The sequence below is a fragment of the Shewanella sp. Isolate13 genome, from assembly GCF_022398325.1.
GTDB lineage: Bacteria > Pseudomonadota > Gammaproteobacteria > Enterobacterales > Shewanellaceae > Shewanella.
In genome coordinates this window covers 41,118-58,207 of sequence record NZ_JAKEVD010000009.1, presented here as the reverse complement: position 1 = coordinate 58,207, position 17,090 = coordinate 41,118, and the positions used below count along the sequence as shown (strand labels likewise).

Here is a 17,090-nt window from a genome sequence, read left to right as displayed (position 1 = left end):
TCGTGAGTCGACTTTTTCAATGCCATATTTATTAGCGCTTTTGTTGGCTATTAGCCTATATTCTGGCCCTAGCTCAGCGAGCGTTCCAACAAGCTGTGACAACAACACCGATTGTATTGAAGTCGGTCGTTGGGATCTTGGCTTTACTCTTGGCTATGGTAATAAATCTAACCTCCTCAAAGATTACAAAGATATTCCGCTCTATGTGGTACCGACCATCGCCTATTACGGCGAGCGTTGGTTTTTTGATAACGGGAATATTGGCTACACCTTGGCAGAGGGAGAAAACTACACCCTTAACCTCGTCACCACCTTCAGTAATGACAGCGCATTCTTCTATCGTTGGGATCCTTCGAATATTTTTCTATTAAGTGGTAGCGGTAATCAACGTGCCATTTCACCTATGGTCTCCACCTTCGGTAGCAGAGTGGCACCGGAACCTGTTATTGGCGAACTAGAAAATCGAAACTTTACATATCTTGGCGGAGCCGAGGCTTTTATTTACACCCGATTTGGTATAGTGCATGCCAGCGTCGCTCATGATATTTTAAATGTTCATGACGGCCTTGAGTCTAAGTTAAAGTGGTTCTACAACATTCCTCTAGATAAATGGAATTTTGAGTTTGCTGCCGTATTAGACTGGAAGAGTGAAGAGGTGGTCGATTACTATTATGGTGTAAGGCCGAGCGAGAGCCTCTTCTGGAACCAAGAATATCAAGCGGAGTCTGCATTGAATCAGAGCATTGAGTTTACGGGTCAGTATGTACTCACTGAAAACTGGAATTTACTCTTAGTTGCTCGTTACACCGACATCGCCGATGAAATCGTTGACAGCCCTCTTGTCGATAAAGATTATACGACCACCTATTTTGTTGGCGCAGCGTATAGGTTTTAACTCGAGTGTTTTCAAAATTAAAACTCATATTGCTGTGGATACTGTTGGGCTCATTCCTGAGCTCCTCTGCTGTCGCAGTAGGTAGTACTGAAGACTCGACGCCTAATTTCAGTCTATCTCCAGAGATCTGCATTACATCCGAGAATGCGCAGTCCTGCGATATTGAAGTCACTTTAGAATGGAACCAGTTAACAAACAAAACAATCTGCATCATATCTGACTACAAAGATTTAAAGAAATGGTGCTCTCCGTCACCAAGCATTCACTCTTTAACCGTCAATATCAGTTCTGATCGTGATATTCAGTTTGTGATGATAGACAAAGATACCCACGAGACATTAGCGGGTGTAAAATTAAAAGTAACACCAGCTTCTTCGCCTCAAGTTAGGCGACGATATCGCAACCCATGGAGCTTATTCTAATGACCAACTCTCAATCTACGCATAGAGTTTTGTTAGTCGAAGATGATATTCGTTTGGCCAATTTGATTGTCGATTTCTTAAAATCGCATGGCATGCACGTCGAGGTAGAGCGTAGAGGCGATACGGTACTGACTCGCCTAATAAACTATAAGCCTGATATTATTTTGCTAGATATTATGCTTCCAGGCATGGACGGTTTAACCCTGTGCGAAAAGCTACCAGACTACTTTGCAGGTCCAATCTTATTAATGAGCGCTCTAGGTTCAAATGAAGATCAGATCAAAGGCTTAGAGCTGGGTGCAGATGACTATGTGGTTAAGCCCGTCGATCCAGCACTATTAGTCGCCCGCATCAATAACTTACTACGTCGCCAGGCAAAACCTGCCCAGGTTGAGTCTCACTGTCTTAGCTTTGGTAAGCTCAGCATAGACCCACATACTCAGGCTATTCGTTTAGGCGATACGGAAGTCGATCTAACCAGCCACGAATTTGAGCTGCTTTGGCTGCTCGCATCACAGGCTGGCCAAGTGATGAGCCGTCAGTACATTTATCAGTACCTGCTAAATATCGACTTTGACGGTAAGGATAGAAAGATTGATGTACGGATTTCGCGCTTGAGAAAGAAGTTAGGCGATAATATTGAAACCCCCTTCAGGATCAAAACCGTGTGGGGTCAAGGTTACCTATTCGCACCTGAAGCGTGGAATAATTAGGCCTATGCATCAATAAAAGATGAAACGTCTTTTTCTTAGCCTCTATCTTCTGCTCAGCATTGGCTTTTTAGGCATTGGCTGGACACTCGATAACTTATGGCAAAACAACGTTGACGAAAAAGGTGCACTCGATGCACCTTTAGTCGCTTTGGCGCAAGTATTATCGACTCTGCCAGCAGCAGAGCGCCAAGAGATGCTCGACACTATCAAAGCCGACCCCGATTTCCCCCTGACTCTACTCGACTCTGACCAAGTGGCATTTTCTAACGAACAGCTTTTGGGCCCAGATAAAGTGATTGCCACCCCCTATGATATCAATCACGAGCTGCAATTTGTGGCTGTGGGTGAGCAAGTGTTAATGGCAGGACCTATCGCAATCGACCCGGCTGCCAGCTTGAGAAGTATCTACAATATTTTCTTCTATCTGTTATTGGCCTTTATTGCGCTTATTTGGGTGTGGCCGCTATCGAAAGATCTCAAGATCTTACGCAAGGCGACCAAAGAGTTTGGCCAGGCCAAGTGGAACACTCGGATCCAGCTAACCAAGCGCTCCCAAGTATTGCCACTAGCAAACACCTTCAACGATATGGCCGCTCATATTAGTGCACTTATCGAAAACCAGAAGCACCTCTCTAATGCCGTTTCTCATGAGATCCGCACTCCGCTGGCGCGACTAAAGTTTGCCTTAGCCCTGCTGCCCCAGTACTGCAAACCAGAGTCTGATATAGCTAAGCGTCAGCGCTTTCTCGATGAGATGCAACTTGATATTAAAGAGATGGAAGATCTTATCCAAGAGCTGCTCACCTACGCCAGCCTTGAGACTCAGCGAGAATCGCTCAACTTTGAACGCTGTGATTTAAACAGCTTAGTGGCACAGACCATTAGACGCTTACAGAGCCATCATCCAACGCCGATTATTCTCGATGCGCCTGCGCACACTATCTACTTAGTTGCCGAACCCTCATTAGTTGAGCGTGCACTGCAAAACCTCATCACCAACGCACAACGGTTTTCTACTGGTGATATTATCGTTAAGATCGCCCAAGACAGTGATGGCGTGCATCTCTCAGTTACCGATGATGGCGAGGGGATTTTAGAGGAAGATCAGAGTAAGATCTTTGAGCCTTTCTATCGCAGCGCAAGCAGCAAAAATGGCAATAAGGGGCATGGTCTAGGTTTAGCAATAATCAAGCGGATAATGGACAGACATCATGCAGAGGTGAAACTGACAAGCCGTCCAGGCTTGACCCAATTTACCCTATTCTGGCCTGCAACTAATCAAGCTTAAAATCATCGATATTATCGCTTGGTTCTGCCGCTGGCTGCTTACCAAAATCTAGGCTGCTATTCACTTTGGCTCTTTCGTCTAATAACTGGGCCTTTTTTGCTTTTAATAAGGCAAGCTGACGCCTCCGCTTACGTTGCTTGCATAAGCGAATCACATCGTATTTTTGTGCATCTGAAAACTCTAGCCAATTAAAGCGCTCGTTTCGGTTGCGAAAACACCCTTTACAGTAGCCTCTTGCATCACTTTGGCACACGCCGATACAGGGGCTAGGGATCTCAAAAAATTCTAACTGCTCCATTCCTTAAACATATACTATCTTGACAATGAATGGTTAAAATAAATACGGTCATTTAAAACCTAGCTTTCGCGATTACAAGATCGATTAGCCGCTTCCCAAATCATAAGAGGTCACTCAATGATGCAACGACAAAGAGCAAGTTATCTATTCTCACTATTAATTATTCCCTTATTCATGCTCGCAGCATGTAGCTCTACCCCCAAAAATGATTATGACCTAAATTATGACTTTTCTCGTTTAAAGAGCTTTTCACAGCTAGCGCCCAACAAGAATAGCGACCCGCTCAGCGCCAATAGAATTCAGCAAGCGATAGCCACTTCACTTGTCAGCCAAGGCTTTGTCGCCCAAGCGGAAGCCCCAGACTTTTATGTGGCCTATGGTTTTAAGGTTGAAAATAAGCCCAAAGATTCAGGCTTTTCTATTGGGATCGGCACTGGGACCTGGGGGAGTTCAGGTGGGGCAAGTATAGGTACCAGCGTGGATGTTCCTGTTGGTAGTGATACCGCAAAAATACAAACCATACAGATTGATATTATCGATCCTAAAACCAACCAACTTGTCTGGCGCGGAACAGATAAATTCAACTTCGATGACGGCGGTGAAGCCAAGGCGGAAGAAACTAAGGCTACAGTGGCTAAAATCCTCGCACAGTTCCCACCTAAAACACAGAAGTAATATTCGCCATAATGAACCGAACACCATATGTTCGGTTCATCACCATATCCTAATTGAGAATAGTGTTACTCGAGCCTGCCTGCTATCGATGAGCATTAACCGTACGGCCTTCAGCCCAGTGCCTTAAGGCTTGCAACTTCTCCCGCATCACCACAGAAAGGGGACGCGTCTTCATCAGCTCGTCAACTAAAGCACTCTGCTCCACCTCTCGCTCCGATGCCTTCGCCGTATAGATGGCGGAGATCACAGCCTGCTCAATCTCGGCACCAGAAAAGCCCAGACTCACCTTAGCAAGCTGGGCTAAATCAAACTGCATAGGGTCGAGCTGGCGACGCTGCAGATGAATAAGGAAGATAGCCTGTCGAATCTCGGCATCGGGTAGGTCAACAAAGAAGATTTCATCCATGCGCCCCTTACGCATCAACTCGGGTGGCAGTGCACTGATATCATTGGCCGTAGCCACGAGAAAGACATCGGACTTACGCTCCGCCATCCAAGTTAAAATGGTACCTAAAATGCGCTTAGAGGTGCCATCATCGCTGCTACCGCTACTTAAGCCTTTTTCAATTTCATCTATCCAGAGCACACAAGGCGACATAAGATCGGCAAGCTCAAGCGCCTTACGCAGATTCTTCTCCGTTTCGCCTATGTACTTATTATAGAGCGCAGACATATCCATCTTAAGTAGTGGCCTCTGCCACATCCCAGCAACAGCCTTGGCAGCTAAACTCTTACCACTGCCCTGTACGCCTAACAGCAAGATCCCCTTAGGTTTGTCTACAAGCATCTGTGTCTGTGATGAAGGCGTTCTATGACTCAGCCACTGCTTAAGATTATGTAGCCCCGCCACTTGAGAGAAGTCACTGGTGTCATACTCAAAGTGCAACACACCTTGCATATCCAGTAGGTCAAACTTACCACGGTTAATACTGTCTACATCCGAATGAGTGACCGCGCCATCATCGACTATCGCCTTATGGGCAAGACGCCTAGCATCGTCGAAAGTGACCCCTCGTAGATTGTCAGCAAGCTTTGCCACTGCTGTGTCGTCGACATTAAGCATTACGCCTTGGCTGCGCACCTTTTCGATCTGTTCATAGACAAGATTCATCAGCTGAGCAGTATCGGGTAGAGACAGCCTAAAGTGAGCACAGTAACGTTTAATCTCTGGCGGGATTACAAACTCATGACTCACAAGCACGACTGTATGTTGCAGGGCTTCATATTCAAGGGCGATCTCTTTCAGTAGGCGCACATTTTTCGGTGCCCCCTCTACGAAGGGGTGAAAGTCGCACAATACATAGATCCCCTGCTGCTTTGTCGACTTGATTTGCCCGAGGATATCTCCAGGCTCGCAATTGAACTTCTGCCGCCCCATGCCGCCATCGACCCGCATCAAGCCCTGAGTAATGCTCCAGCTAAACAGAGGTTGGTAGAGTATATTAGAGACTTTTCTTAGCAGCTCAATCACTCGGTATTCCTCATAGGTCTCTATGACGACAATCGGAGTATTTGAGCGCAACACGGCGGTGAGATCTTGAATATCTTGCATGTAAGTCCTTGAGCAAAGCTCGATTAGCACTGAGGGCACATTTCCCAAAAAGAAAAGGGACACTTAGGTCCCTTTATATCAAGTCTGGTTCAATTTGTACCAGCATAGGCCACAATTAAGCCTATTATTGCAACAGATTAATGAAATAGGTAGTTGAGCCAGCCTTGCATCCTCAAGAGTACTTTACGCATAATCGATACATGGGCAAAGTGCTCGGTATAGATCGCCGCGTGGCCAGAAACACCTGCTGGGAAGCGGGTTCTCACCTCATCATCCTCAAGTTTTATCAATACCAAGGCTCTGCCTCGAACCATTAAACGGCTAGAAGAAACCAAAGAACCGGATGATTGGATCTCACCTTCGGCCATTGCAGGTAAAACCTTTGCGACTTTACCTTTAAACACTTGACCTGGCGCGCCATCTAAAATCACCTCGGCTTCATCACCCTCTTCTAATCTGAGTAGAGAGTTTTGCCAAAAGGCACCGACAAAAGCCCGCTCTTCATCGGGAATAAAGCTCAGTAACGGTCTGAGTGGCATAGGCACGGCGACGATACCGGGTCTAAGTGCCATCTGCGTCACCATACCATCGGCAGGCGCCTTAACCACTGTTTGCTCTAAATCGAACAATGCCTTTTCAAGCTCACCTTGAATGCCTGCAACCTTAGTATTTACCCCGTCAACATTGGACTCATAGGCTAAGCGCACTCTTAACTCTTCAGCATTGGCCGCTGTCAGCTGTGCTTCTGAGGCAAAGTAGAGTTGACGTTTATTATCAAGCTCAAGTTCCGTAAAGGGTGAGTTAACACCGCCGCGTTTACGTCCCTTCTCATAACGCTCAAATGCCGACTTGGTTCTATCCCTATCGGCAGTGGCGCGTGTCACTGCGGCTTTTGCCGTTTCCCACGCAGCCTCCAACTGAGGCACTTCAAGCTCTGCGGCAACGAGCGCCGCACGTTTTTGTTTCACAATCGCCTGGAAGGGGGTCGGGTCGATTCTAAACAGTACATCGCCTTTCTTAATAGGGGTGTTAGGCTCAACCTCCACCGATACCACCACACCTCTAACCGCGGGGTTAATCGGCGTAGTCACGAAATACTCTTTCGCAAACGGCGTATAAGGGTGGTTATAGTTCATCAATAAGATAAGCGCACCGACGATAAATATCCCGCCAAGTATTGCGGTCGGCACAGTCCACTTGGTCAGTGGGATCTTAAAGATTTTAAAGATTGCGATACAAACGGCGGTATAGGTTAGTATGAGTAGTAAGTCCATGTTACACCTCCTCGCTGCGGGTTTGAGAAGGGGCAGGTTGAGAATGCCCGGTTTGAGAAGCTTCCATATCCGCCAACCTTTGCTCCAACTTTCTAACGCTTTCAGTCAATCCTTTTACCTCGCTTTCCAGCACTTGCTCTTTCTCAACCACCTCTTGGAAGCCCCAGCCACGGTCCTCGCGGTAAAGGGTTGCCCAGATCCACAAAAATGGCCAAATTGCATGCAGAGTAAACAGGCTCACCCAACCGGCAATATGCAGGGCGTCCTGCTGGGGATGGTTTCGTTTCTTGGCGATCTCATAGGGGATGTCATGGATTGCGATCACTCCATAGAAGATAAAAATCGCAACGAAAAAAATAATTCCTAACGCAAAATAATCTAAAAACACGGTGCACTCCTTATCAAACCGTCATTACGGCAATCGAGCCTTGAGAAACATTCTAGCAGCATCTTGGCAACATTAATTCGATAGTTCCATTTTTTTTGATTAAAAACCGCATATTAGCGATCATTAATTTCGCTAAGCTAAGTGATCTTGTGCACACTTGCCATTAAATCTAACCTAGACAAATAGGCGGCACGTTACACTTAGCCCAAATAAAAATTGAAAGCCTAAAAGTCGCTTTCAACATGTTGCAAGCTTGAAAGCCTTATCAGCCCTGCAACTGATAACAATTCCCTACAATCTAAAAAGGTAAACATAATGATAGGTACTGCTCTATCTGCAAATGCTAAGCGCGCCATGTTGCTTGGCTGTGGAGAACTGGGTAAAGAGGTGGCAATCGAGCTGCAACGCTATGGTATCGAAGTCATCGGAGTCGACCGTTATCCGAATGCCCCCGCGATGCAAGTTGCCCACCGCTCTCACGTTATTAACATGCTTGATGCCGATGCACTTAAGTCACTCATTGAACTCGAACAGCCTGACTTAGTTATCCCTGAACTCGAAGCCATTGCCACGCAAACTCTCGTTGAGATGGAGGCCCAGGGCGTTAATATAGTGCCAACTGCTAAAGCCACTCAATTAACCATGGATCGTGAAGGCATACGCCGCTTAGCAGCCGAAACCTTAGCCATTCCTACATCGCCCTACTTTTTCTGCGATACCCAGCAGGAGTTCCACGATGCCGTCGCGACTATAGGGCTACCTTGCGTCGTTAAGCCTGTGATGAGCTCTTCGGGCAAAGGCCAGAGTGTTATTCGCAATCAAGAACAAATTGAATCTGCTTGGCTGTATGCCCAAGAAGGTGGTCGTGCGGGTAAAGGGCGCGTCATCGTTGAAGGCTTCATTGCCTTCGACTACGAGATCACCCTACTGACCATCAGTGCGGTAAACGGCGTACACTTCTGTGACGCCATCGGCCATCGTCAGGAAGATGGTGATTACCGTGAATCTTGGCAGCCACAGGCGATGTCAGATATCGTATTAGCGAAATCACAAGCTATAGGTAAGAAAGTCGTTGAAGCACTTGGTGGTTACGGCCTATTTGGCGTAGAGCTGTTCATTAAAGGTGATGAAGTCTACTTCTCTGAGGTTTCACCTCGCCCCCATGATACCGGCATGGTGACCCTCATTAGCCAAGATCTTTCCGAGTTTGCTCTGCATGTGCGTGCGATCTTAGGGCTGCCTATTAGTAATATCGCTCAGCACGGGCCGAGTGCATCGGCGGTGATCTTAGCCGAAGGTTGCTCGAACAACATTCAGTTCTCAGGAGTTGCCGAAGCATTAGTTGAAGCAAATACTCAACTGCGGCTATTTGCCAAGCCTGAAATCGATGGCAAGAGGCGTCTAGGAGTGGCACTAGCAAGAGATGCAAATATCGACAAAGCGGTAGCGAAAGCCTTAAACGCCGCCAGCAAGGTTAACGTCATCTTATAAATCAACTTGCCAATAAAAAGCCTCAAACTTTTGCTAAATAGAATTAGCCTTGTTTGAGGCTTCTTTGTTTAAACCGTGCCAATCTAATGCGCTATTTAAGCTAATTAACTCGATTACTCACCTTTCCTTGGATAAAGCGCAATAGGTTATCGACTGCGATATTGAGTAGGTTCTGTCTCGCTTCAATTGTCGCCCAAGCATTATGGGGGGAAATACTGATATTGCTTACCTTAAGCAAAGGGTTATCTGTTGCTGGCGGCTCTGTCGATAACACATCAACACCGGCAAAAGCCAACTGCCCACTTTCAAGCGCCTTTGCTAAGGCTTGCTCATCTATCAGCCCTCCACGGGCGGTGTTTATCAAGATTGCCGAGGGTTTCATCTTCTCAAGCACAACCCCATTGATCAATTTATCGGTATCTGGGGTTAATGGGCAGTGCAGCGAAATAATATCTGCTTGAGCAAATAACGACTCTCGCTCTACCCAACAGCAGCCTTGAGGTAGATCTATTTTAGGCTTACGGGTATTTACCAGTACTTTCATTCCAAAAGCCTGACCAATTTGTGCGACCACTTTACCAATATCGCCAAAACCAATTAAGCCTAGGCACTTACCTTTTAATGATTGCAATGGCGCAAGGGTAAAACAGAAATCCTGCGACTGGCTCCAGACTCCGCGCTTCACCGCCTCAGAATGTAAGGCTACCTGCTGGGTGGCATGAAGGATATGGGCAAAGACCATTTGTGCAACCGCATCGGGACCATAACCCGGTACATTGGTTACCACTATATCTAACTCTTTCGCGGCCTTAAGATCCACGACGTTGGTTCCTGTCGCGAGGATACCGATATATTTAAGCTCAGGCAGTTGCTTTAATATCCCTGCATCGAGCAAAGTCTTATTGGTAAAAATAATCTCTGCATCCTGACTGCGACCTAGTACCTCTTCGGGAGCGCTGCGATCATAAACGCTTAACTCTCCAAACGCCTCTAACGCTTGCCAATCAAGATCGCCTGGATTTAGCGTATATCCATCGAGTACCACAATTTTCATAAAACGGCCTTTTAAAACTTCAAGCTAGCTCCAATATTGGCTTGCCCCTGCCACATAATGTCCGACTGAATATTCCACAGGCAGCCATCATTACCGCAGAACAAGGCATTATCGGCATTGATAAAGGTGGCATAGCCCTTCACTTCGGCAAACAGTGAAAATGTCTCGGTGGCCTGATATTCAATACCGCCACCGATTGCCACAGAGAAGCGCGTCTCATTAGAGTATGCTCCGCCTGGACGCATATTGGTTAAACCTAGGCTAGTGGTAACATAAGGCTTCACACCTTGCATTGGGAAGTAGAGACTGCCCCCCACGTGAAAGTAATCCACATCCATCGAGGTGATGATTTTAGGGCTGAAATTATCGCCAGTTTTTAAATCCGTCCCCTGATGGCTATAAAGTAGATAAACATTACCGGGATCTTTTGTGGTAAATCCAAGCATTACGCCATAATTTTGCGATTCGGCGACTTTGACCTGTCCCTTCTCTTCGGTCTCCGTACTCGAGATATCAAACTCGCTCGCACCGAAGCTGTACCCCCCGAACGGCGCAACATAAACTTCCGCCATCGCTGGTAAAGCACAAAATGAACCCAGTAATACTGCTAAGCACTTTTTCATAGTATGTCCCTATAACCTTATCGTTGATATGTTATTAACGCATGCCTCTATCACTCTTTACCCTATCATAAGCGGCTTGAATATCTTGCGCTTTTGACTTGGCGATTTCCATCATTTCAGCAGGTAAGCCCTTAGCAACTAACTTATCGGGGTGATGTTCATTCATCAACTTTCGATAAGCTCGCTTGATATCCTGATCAGACATCGACTCAGACGCCCCCAGCAGCTTATAGGCGTCTTCAACCGAGGTCTGCTGATCCTTGCCGCCATTGCGGTGAAAATTAAACTCAGCCTGCCAACGTGCAAGTAAGTCATCTAACTGCTTTTGGCTAAAGCCAAGCTCTTTGGCGATGATAGCCAGAATTGAAAGTTCTTTTTGATCTAACTCAGCATCGACAAGCGCCGTTTGAATTTGGATCTCCAAAAACATCTGTAGCAGCTCTTTACGGCCCATGGAGATCAGCCTAAAGGTTTTTAGACAGGCATAGATATCAAAGTCAGCCTCTTTCCCCTCTCTAAACGCCGCCTGCGCATCGGCTCTTGCCTGTCCGCTTAACTTAAGCTGATCCATCAGCGAGGTCGCCATACGGATATCGTTTTGGGTCACTTGACCCGATGCTTTTGCTACATGCCCCATCACTGCAAAGGTGGTATTAAAGAACAGCGCCTGACGCTTACCTATTCCACTAAAGCCGGCCTTCTTACTCTGTTTACGGTCATACATGTGACCCAGCCAAAGCCCTAATATTGCCCCGGCTAAACGGCCGAACATAAATCCAATGATGAAGCCGAAAACCTTACCCCAAATACGCATTATCTAACCTTACCTGTTTCACGAGCTTCAATTTGTGTCAGCCGCTCAATCGTGCCGACATCGCACCAATAGTGATTATAATGACTACCCGACACCAAACCGTTGGCCATGGCCTCACGAAGTAGAGGCGCCAAGGCAAATGCCCCTGCGGGCGTTTCTTTAAATAATTGAGGGTGATAAACCCCCATGCCCGAAAACGTCAGCTTATCACTGCCAACATCGGACACTTGGCTGCCATGCAACGAAAAGTCTCCGTTTGGATGCTGCTGCGGATTATCCACTAGCCAAAGATGGGCCAGTTTATGCGATTCCAATGCCGCAATAGCTGGCAGTTCATCGATAAAGATATCACCATTAATCACCAAAAATGGCTCATCTCCTAACAGGCTTAACGCCTGCTTTATGCCGCCCCCGGTTTCTAAGGCCGATGTTTCTTCACTGTATTGGATACTGACCTGCCACTGGCTGCCATCGCCTAATGTCTCTACCAACTTGTGGCCTAACCAAGCGTGATTAATCACTATCTCATTGAAGCCCGCTGCGGCGAGCTTTTCTATGTGATAAACAATCAAAGGCTTTCCTGCCACCTCAACCAAAGGCTTTGGCAGAGAATCAGTTAATGGTCGCAGGCGTTCACCCCGCCCCGCCGCTAGAATCATAACCTTCATTTATAGCCCTTCACTGTTAAGCTCACCTTTAGCCTTCACCGCCGGAATAATCACCTCTGCTATCCACTGACTCAAAGGCTGAAGCTCGCTATAACGGCCAGCAATATCACGGATATACTCGAGCGTCAGCGGAATATCTGCCATATAGGCTGGTTTACCATCACGATAATTAAGCCGAGCAAATATACCCGCCGCTTTTATATGTCTCTGAATACCCATCAAGTCGAACCAGCGCTGATATTGCTCAAAGCTCACACTTGAGTCTATCTGTTTAGCCTCTATGCACTGGCGATAGTGCTGATGCATTAAGGTCTCGACCTCACTATCAGGCCAACGAATGTAGCAGTCTCGCAAAAGTGAAACCGCATCATAGGTCACAGGCCCTATCACCGCATCTTGAAAATCGATCACCTTAAGCTGCTCATCTTGTAACATGATATTGCGGCTATGGTAATCACGATGCATCCCCACCTGCGGCTGCGCTAAGGCATTATCGACTAACACTTTAAACGGAGCTTCGGTATGGGTTAGCACTAACTCTGGCGCTAACTCAAGATGATGCACCGCTAACCATTCGGTAAAAATGCTGAGTTCCCGTATCACAAACTCAGCGTCATACTGAGGTAATTCGCCTGCTTGAGTGTGAGTCACTTTTGCAATGTCTTTGAGTAACAGCAATGCTTGAGAATAATACCGCTGCAAAGTCGCTTTATTGAGTACAGATAGCAGCTGTACGTCACCGAGGTCGCTCAGTAGCATAAGGCCTTGGTCTTTATCACTGGCGATCACTTGCGGAACGGCTATCCCCTGCTTCGAATAACTATCAGCTAATTGAATAAAGGGGCTAATATCGATAAGGTTAGGCGGAGAGTCGACTACAATATAAGACAGATTATTCACCATAACTCTAAAGTAGCGTCTGAAACTTGCATCGCCAGATATTAGCTGTGGCGATACATTTCCATTAAAATACTGGTTTAGCCATGCATTTAACTGAAGAAATCTAGGATCTGACAAGGGCACCTCATGGCTCTTAAGAAGAAATTGCTTTATTATAACGACAAAATGGAAACAGCTAAGCACTTGAAAAAAATTATTTGGCTGAGTTGCCCAGGAAAGGGTCAACTTCCTCCTCTTCACCGTCCAGACTAAGAAATCATAATTAATTGACCTAAGATGCAGATCCGTTATTTTTTGGCCTTGTGCCTGCTTCCCCAATTAGTCTTAGCAGACGAAACCGAAACTGTTGCCGAAACAAGCTCACAGTGTGTTGTTGAGCCTCCAGTAAAGCCCTATGTTCCACTATACGAAGGTAATAGTGCTGAGGATTTAGCACGGATCTATATTAGCTCCGATCGTTCTTCGGCACAGATGGGCAAACAAGCCACCTTCAGTGGCGATGTTAACTTCAGTCAAGGTGGACGTAATATCGCCGCCGATGAGGCTATTCTCAACCAGGAAGCGGAAGAGCTTCAAGCCAATGGTAACTTAGTCTTTCAAGACGAGATATTCACGGTTACCGCCGACTCCTTGGTCGCTAAGATGCGCAGCAACAGCGCTGTCTTAAGTGGCGCGCAATACTGGCTCACAGGACAACAGATCCATGGTGATGCTGACAGACTCGAAATCACCAAAGAGAATAACCTGCTGCTATCGGGCACTAACTTCACCACCTGTCCTGGTAAAGATCCAGATTGGTTGCTCGAAGCTAACCGCATCAAGATTGATAGTACCGAAGAGTGGGGAGAGATTTGGGACGCTAAGATTAAAATAGCCGGCGTGCCTGTGATGTATGTGCCCTACATGACCATCCCAGTTTCGGATAAGCGTAAATCTGGCTTCCTCTTTCCAACATTTAGTACCAGTACCACCAATGGTGTGGAGGTTGCTACCCCTTATTATTGGAATATCGCACCAGAATATGACTTAACCTTTACGCCCAATTATATGTCGGCCCGTGGTCTATACACTAAAACCGAATTCAGATACTTGGCCGGTGAGAGACAGCAAGGACAGCTGAACTTTGAGTACCTTGCCAACGATGACAAGCTGGTCAATAGTCCAGACCGCTACCTGTATCACTGGGAGCACAGTGGTGCCATCAATAAAAACTGGCGCGTACTGGCGAACTATACCGATGTATCGGATAACAACTACTTTAACGACTTGAACTCCGATGTGCAGAGAGCGACCGACAACCAATTAACTCGTATTGGTGAGATCGCCTATTTTGAAGAAAACTGGGATTTCAGTGCTCGTGCGCAAGATATTAAGGTGCTTGGTGAGGAAGAAAAACCTTATCAGGTCATGCCGCAGTTTACCTTTAACTACCGCGCTCCAAGTTATTGGCACGGTTTAGACTTCAATCTATACAGTGAAGCGACAAACTTCGAGCATCAAGATAGTGAATACTCTACGGCGACTCGTGTGCATCTTGAGCCGAGTATCTCTTATCCAATACATGGCCCAGCGGGCTCTTTCACGAGTGAAGTCAAGCTTCTCCAAACTAACTATTGGCAAGATGACAACTCTAACCTAGCGAACACGGATCTTGCCGAACGAGTCAATCGTACCCTGCCTCAGGTACGACTCCATGGTCAGATTAACTTCGAGCGCTTCACCGACTATTTCGATACCAACTATCGTCAAACACTTGAGCCTCAATTCCAATACCTGTATGTAGGTTATGAGGATCAATCTGATATCGGTATCTACGATACCGCTCTATTGCAAGAGGATTACAATGGTCTATTTAGAGATCGTCGCTTCTCGGGTCTAGATCGTATCGCCGATGCCAATCAGTTTACCTTAGGTTTGACCACCAGACTCTTTAACGAACAAAACCGTGAAGTATTTAAGTTCAGTCTTGGTCAAATTATCTATATAGAAGATAGCCGTGTCGGTATCCATGATGTTAATGGCACCAACGACACCTTTGTGCAGGAGAACACCTCCAACTCTGCCATCGCAGCGGAATTAACGACTCAGCTGTATTCAGACTGGTTCTTAAGCGGCTCGATTCAATATGACGCTAAAGAGAGCGAAAATAAGAAGAGTGAGGTAACTGTCGACTATCGTCCAGGTACCAATAAGCTGCTACAGGCGAGCTATCGCTATGTACCCGATCTGCTCAACACTAACACCAATGAGTCGGTGGACATTAAGCAGTTAGGTTTTCGTGGTGCTTGGCCAATTAATGACAACTTATATTTAGTGGGTAACTGGTATTACGACCTCAATGAAAGCCGAGCGGTAGAGACCTACACAGGTTTTCAATATGAATCGTGTTGCTGGGCGGTGCGTTTGAGTTATCATTACCGCATTAAGACCAATTATATTGACGAAGATAATCCAGTACAGGATACTCGAGAGCTATTTGAAAGCGGGATCTACCTAAACTTTATCATCAAAGGACTCGGTGGTTCAGGCCCATTAGGGGTGTCAGATATGCTCGATGACGGCCTATTTAACTACCGTAAGCCGCTTTATTTGAAGAATTAGCAAACAAATAACGTAAAGAAATGCTGAACCTAGCTGACGACATGCAGTCAAAGCAGGACTATAGAATCATTAATGCGGTATGCAAATGCCGCAGATGACACTCAATAAATGCCAAGGACTTTAGTGGATGAAACGCTGTAACCAATTGATTTTTGCTCTTTTTACATTGGCAATGAGCCAGACAATTCAAGCTGCGCCAGTACCACTCGATCGCGTAACCGTGCAGATAAACGAAGGGATCATTTTAGAAAGCGAAGTCGCGGGAATGGTTAAGACCATCAAGGCTAACGCAGCCAATGCGGGTCAAAAGTTGCCCTCAGATACGGCGCTGCGCACTCAGGTTATTGAGCGTTTGATCTTAACCCGCCTACAGCTACAGATGGCAGATAGAATCGGTCTACATATTGGTGACTTACAACTGGACCAAACTATCGAAAACATCGCTAAAGAGCAGAAGATGACTGTCGAGCAGATGAAGGCGGAAATCGAGAAAGATGGCACCACCTTTGCTCAGTACCGTGAACAGCTTCGCGAAGAGATCACCCTAGGTGAAATCCAACGAATTCAGGTTCAGCGTCGTATTCAAGTGTCGACACAAGAGATCAATAACCTCGTAAAGCTTATTAATGAACAGGGGCTTAAGGATGTTGAGTTCCAGATTGGTCACATCCTAATTGACGTACCAAGCGATGCCAACAGCCAACAGCTTGATGCAGCAAGCAAAAGAGCTTCGGCGGTAATGAAACGACTAAAAGATGGTGATGACTTCAGAAGCATCGCAATTGCAGCATCTTCTGGCCCCAAAGCACTTGAAGGTGGTATTTGGGACTATATGAACATCAACGAAATGCCCACTTTATTCGCAGAAGTGGTCGGCGATGCTAAAACTGGTGATATCATAGGCCCAATTAAGAGCGCATCAGGCTTCCATATCATCAAAATTATGGATGCTCGTGGACTACAGACGAAAGAAGTGGAAGAGGTTAAATCCCGTCACATTCTGCTTAAGCCATCGCCAATTCTTTCTGAAGAGCGTGCTAAGAGCATGATGGACAGATTCCTTGCTCAAGTTAAATCTGGAGAAGCTAAGTTTGAAGACTTAGCCCGTCAATACTCTGAAGATCCAGGTTCAGCGGCTAAAGGCGGCGAGCTTGGCTGGGCAGACCCTAATATCTATGTTCCTGCTTTTGCGCAAGAGCTCAATAGCCTTAAAGTCGGTGAGTATAGTGAGCCTTTCCGCTCAACTCACGGTTGGCATATTGTTCAATTAGAAGAGAAACGCACAACAGACGCGACCGATAAGTTTAATACCAATCGAGCTCATCAGCTGATCTATCGTCGTAAGTTTAATGAAGAGTTACAAAACTGGTTAGATGAGATGCGCGCAGAAGCATTTATCGATATTTTCGAGCCAGAAACGAACCGAGGTTAATA

The 17,090-nt window shown here is 46.3% G+C and carries 17 protein-coding genes; 8 read left to right on the top strand and 9 right to left on the bottom strand.

What is annotated here, in order from left to right; translation table 11 throughout:
• Window positions 1–19 precede the first annotated feature (19 nt).
• The 4 genes from L1D44_RS08200 to L1D44_RS08185 are packed head-to-tail and all read left to right on the top strand — an operon-like array spanning window position 20 to window position 3,318.
• Entirely contained in the window at window positions 20–895 is an 876-nt protein-coding gene (locus L1D44_RS08200; protein ID WP_239889671.1) for a MipA/OmpV family protein, read from the top strand.
• A gap of 5 nt (window positions 896–900) precedes the next feature.
• The gene (locus tag L1D44_RS08195; protein WP_345773630.1) at window positions 901–1,317 is read left to right on the top strand and encodes a DUF3019 domain-containing protein; all 417 of its coding nucleotides are present in this window, start codon (window positions 901–903) and stop codon (window positions 1,315–1,317) included.
• Window positions 1,317–2,030 carry a response regulator gene (locus L1D44_RS08190; RefSeq protein WP_202720571.1) on the top strand — a complete coding sequence of 238 codons (714 nt, stop codon included), beginning with the start codon at window positions 1,317–1,319 and terminating at the stop codon, window positions 2,028–2,030. The genes L1D44_RS08195 and L1D44_RS08190 overlap by 1 nt, the downstream gene beginning before the upstream one ends.
• A 19-nt stretch (window positions 2,031–2,049) precedes the next feature.
• Window positions 2,050–3,318, top strand: a complete 1,269-nt coding sequence (locus L1D44_RS08185; RefSeq protein WP_239889670.1) for an ATP-binding protein — start codon at window positions 2,050–2,052, stop codon at window positions 3,316–3,318.
• Here the strand turns inward: L1D44_RS08185 and L1D44_RS08180 are convergent.
• Window positions 3,305–3,616: a DUF1289 domain-containing protein gene (locus L1D44_RS08180; protein ID WP_239889669.1), complete on the bottom strand. Its 312-nt coding sequence runs from the start codon at window positions 3,614–3,616 to the stop codon at window positions 3,305–3,307. The genes L1D44_RS08185 and L1D44_RS08180 overlap by 14 nt on opposite strands.
• 117 nt (window positions 3,617–3,733) lie before the next feature.
• Here L1D44_RS08180 and L1D44_RS08175 point away from each other — a divergent pair, with 117 nt between their 5' ends.
• Window positions 3,734–4,291, top strand: a complete 558-nt coding sequence (locus L1D44_RS08175) for a DUF4136 domain-containing protein (protein WP_239889668.1) — start codon at window positions 3,734–3,736, stop codon at window positions 4,289–4,291.
• A gap of 82 nt (window positions 4,292–4,373) precedes the next feature.
• Here the strand turns inward: L1D44_RS08175 and L1D44_RS08170 are convergent, their stop codons facing one another.
• From L1D44_RS08170 to L1D44_RS08160, 3 genes are all read right to left on the bottom strand, one after another.
• Entirely contained in the window at window positions 4,374–5,843 is a 1,470-nt protein-coding gene (locus L1D44_RS08170) for an AAA family ATPase (RefSeq protein WP_239889667.1), read from the bottom strand.
• Between the two features lie 137 nt (window positions 5,844–5,980).
• Window positions 5,981–7,117: an HlyD family secretion protein gene (locus L1D44_RS08165; protein ID WP_239889666.1), complete on the bottom strand. Its 1,137-nt coding sequence runs from the start codon at window positions 7,115–7,117 to the stop codon at window positions 5,981–5,983.
• Window position 7,118: 1 nt separating this feature from the next.
• Window positions 7,119–7,505 (bottom strand): DUF3302 domain-containing protein, encoded by a 387-nt coding sequence (locus tag L1D44_RS08160; RefSeq protein WP_239889665.1) that lies wholly within the window; start codon window positions 7,503–7,505, stop codon window positions 7,119–7,121.
• Window positions 7,506–7,820: 315 nt separating this feature from the next.
• Between L1D44_RS08160 and purT the strand changes: the two genes are divergently transcribed.
• A complete protein-coding gene (gene purT, locus L1D44_RS08155; RefSeq protein ID WP_239889664.1) occupies window positions 7,821–8,996 on the top strand; it encodes a formate-dependent phosphoribosylglycinamide formyltransferase in 1,176 nt (391 codons plus the stop codon).
• 100 nt (window positions 8,997–9,096) lie between these two features.
• On the opposite strand, the gene L1D44_RS08150 is transcribed toward purT, so the two are convergent.
• The 5 genes from L1D44_RS08150 to L1D44_RS08130 are packed head-to-tail and all read right to left on the bottom strand — an operon-like array spanning window position 9,097 to window position 13,178.
• Window positions 9,097–10,050 carry a D-2-hydroxyacid dehydrogenase gene (locus tag L1D44_RS08150; RefSeq protein ID WP_239889663.1) on the bottom strand — a complete coding sequence of 318 codons (954 nt, stop codon included), beginning with the start codon at window positions 10,048–10,050 and terminating at the stop codon, window positions 9,097–9,099.
• Between the two features lie 11 nt (window positions 10,051–10,061).
• Window positions 10,062–10,673 (bottom strand): outer membrane beta-barrel protein, encoded by a 612-nt coding sequence (locus L1D44_RS08145; RefSeq protein WP_239889662.1) that lies wholly within the window; start codon window positions 10,671–10,673, stop codon window positions 10,062–10,064.
• Between the two features lie 34 nt (window positions 10,674–10,707).
• Window positions 10,708–11,487, bottom strand: coding sequence for a co-chaperone DjlA (djlA, locus tag L1D44_RS08140; protein ID WP_239889661.1), 780 nt, complete (start codon window positions 11,485–11,487; stop codon window positions 10,708–10,710).
• The gene (murU, locus tag L1D44_RS08135; RefSeq protein ID WP_239889660.1) at window positions 11,487–12,155 is read right to left on the bottom strand and encodes an N-acetylmuramate alpha-1-phosphate uridylyltransferase MurU; all 669 of its coding nucleotides are present in this window, start codon (window positions 12,153–12,155) and stop codon (window positions 11,487–11,489) included. Before murU ends, djlA begins: the two co-directional genes overlap by 1 nt.
• Complete coding sequence (locus L1D44_RS08130; RefSeq protein ID WP_239889659.1) at window positions 12,156–13,178, bottom strand: phosphotransferase; 1,023 nt, start codon at window positions 13,176–13,178, stop codon at window positions 12,156–12,158.
• A 153-nt stretch (window positions 13,179–13,331) separates the two neighbouring features.
• Here L1D44_RS08130 and lptD point away from each other — a divergent pair, with 153 nt between their 5' ends.
• Window positions 13,332–15,656 carry an LPS assembly protein LptD gene (lptD, locus tag L1D44_RS08125; protein WP_239889658.1) on the top strand — a complete coding sequence of 775 codons (2,325 nt, stop codon included), beginning with the start codon at window positions 13,332–13,334 and terminating at the stop codon, window positions 15,654–15,656.
• 127 nt (window positions 15,657–15,783) lie between these two features.
• Window positions 15,784–17,088: a peptidylprolyl isomerase SurA gene (surA, locus tag L1D44_RS08120; protein WP_239889657.1), complete on the top strand. Its 1,305-nt coding sequence runs from the start codon at window positions 15,784–15,786 to the stop codon at window positions 17,086–17,088.
• The last annotated feature ends 2 nt before the right edge of the window (window positions 17,089–17,090 follow it).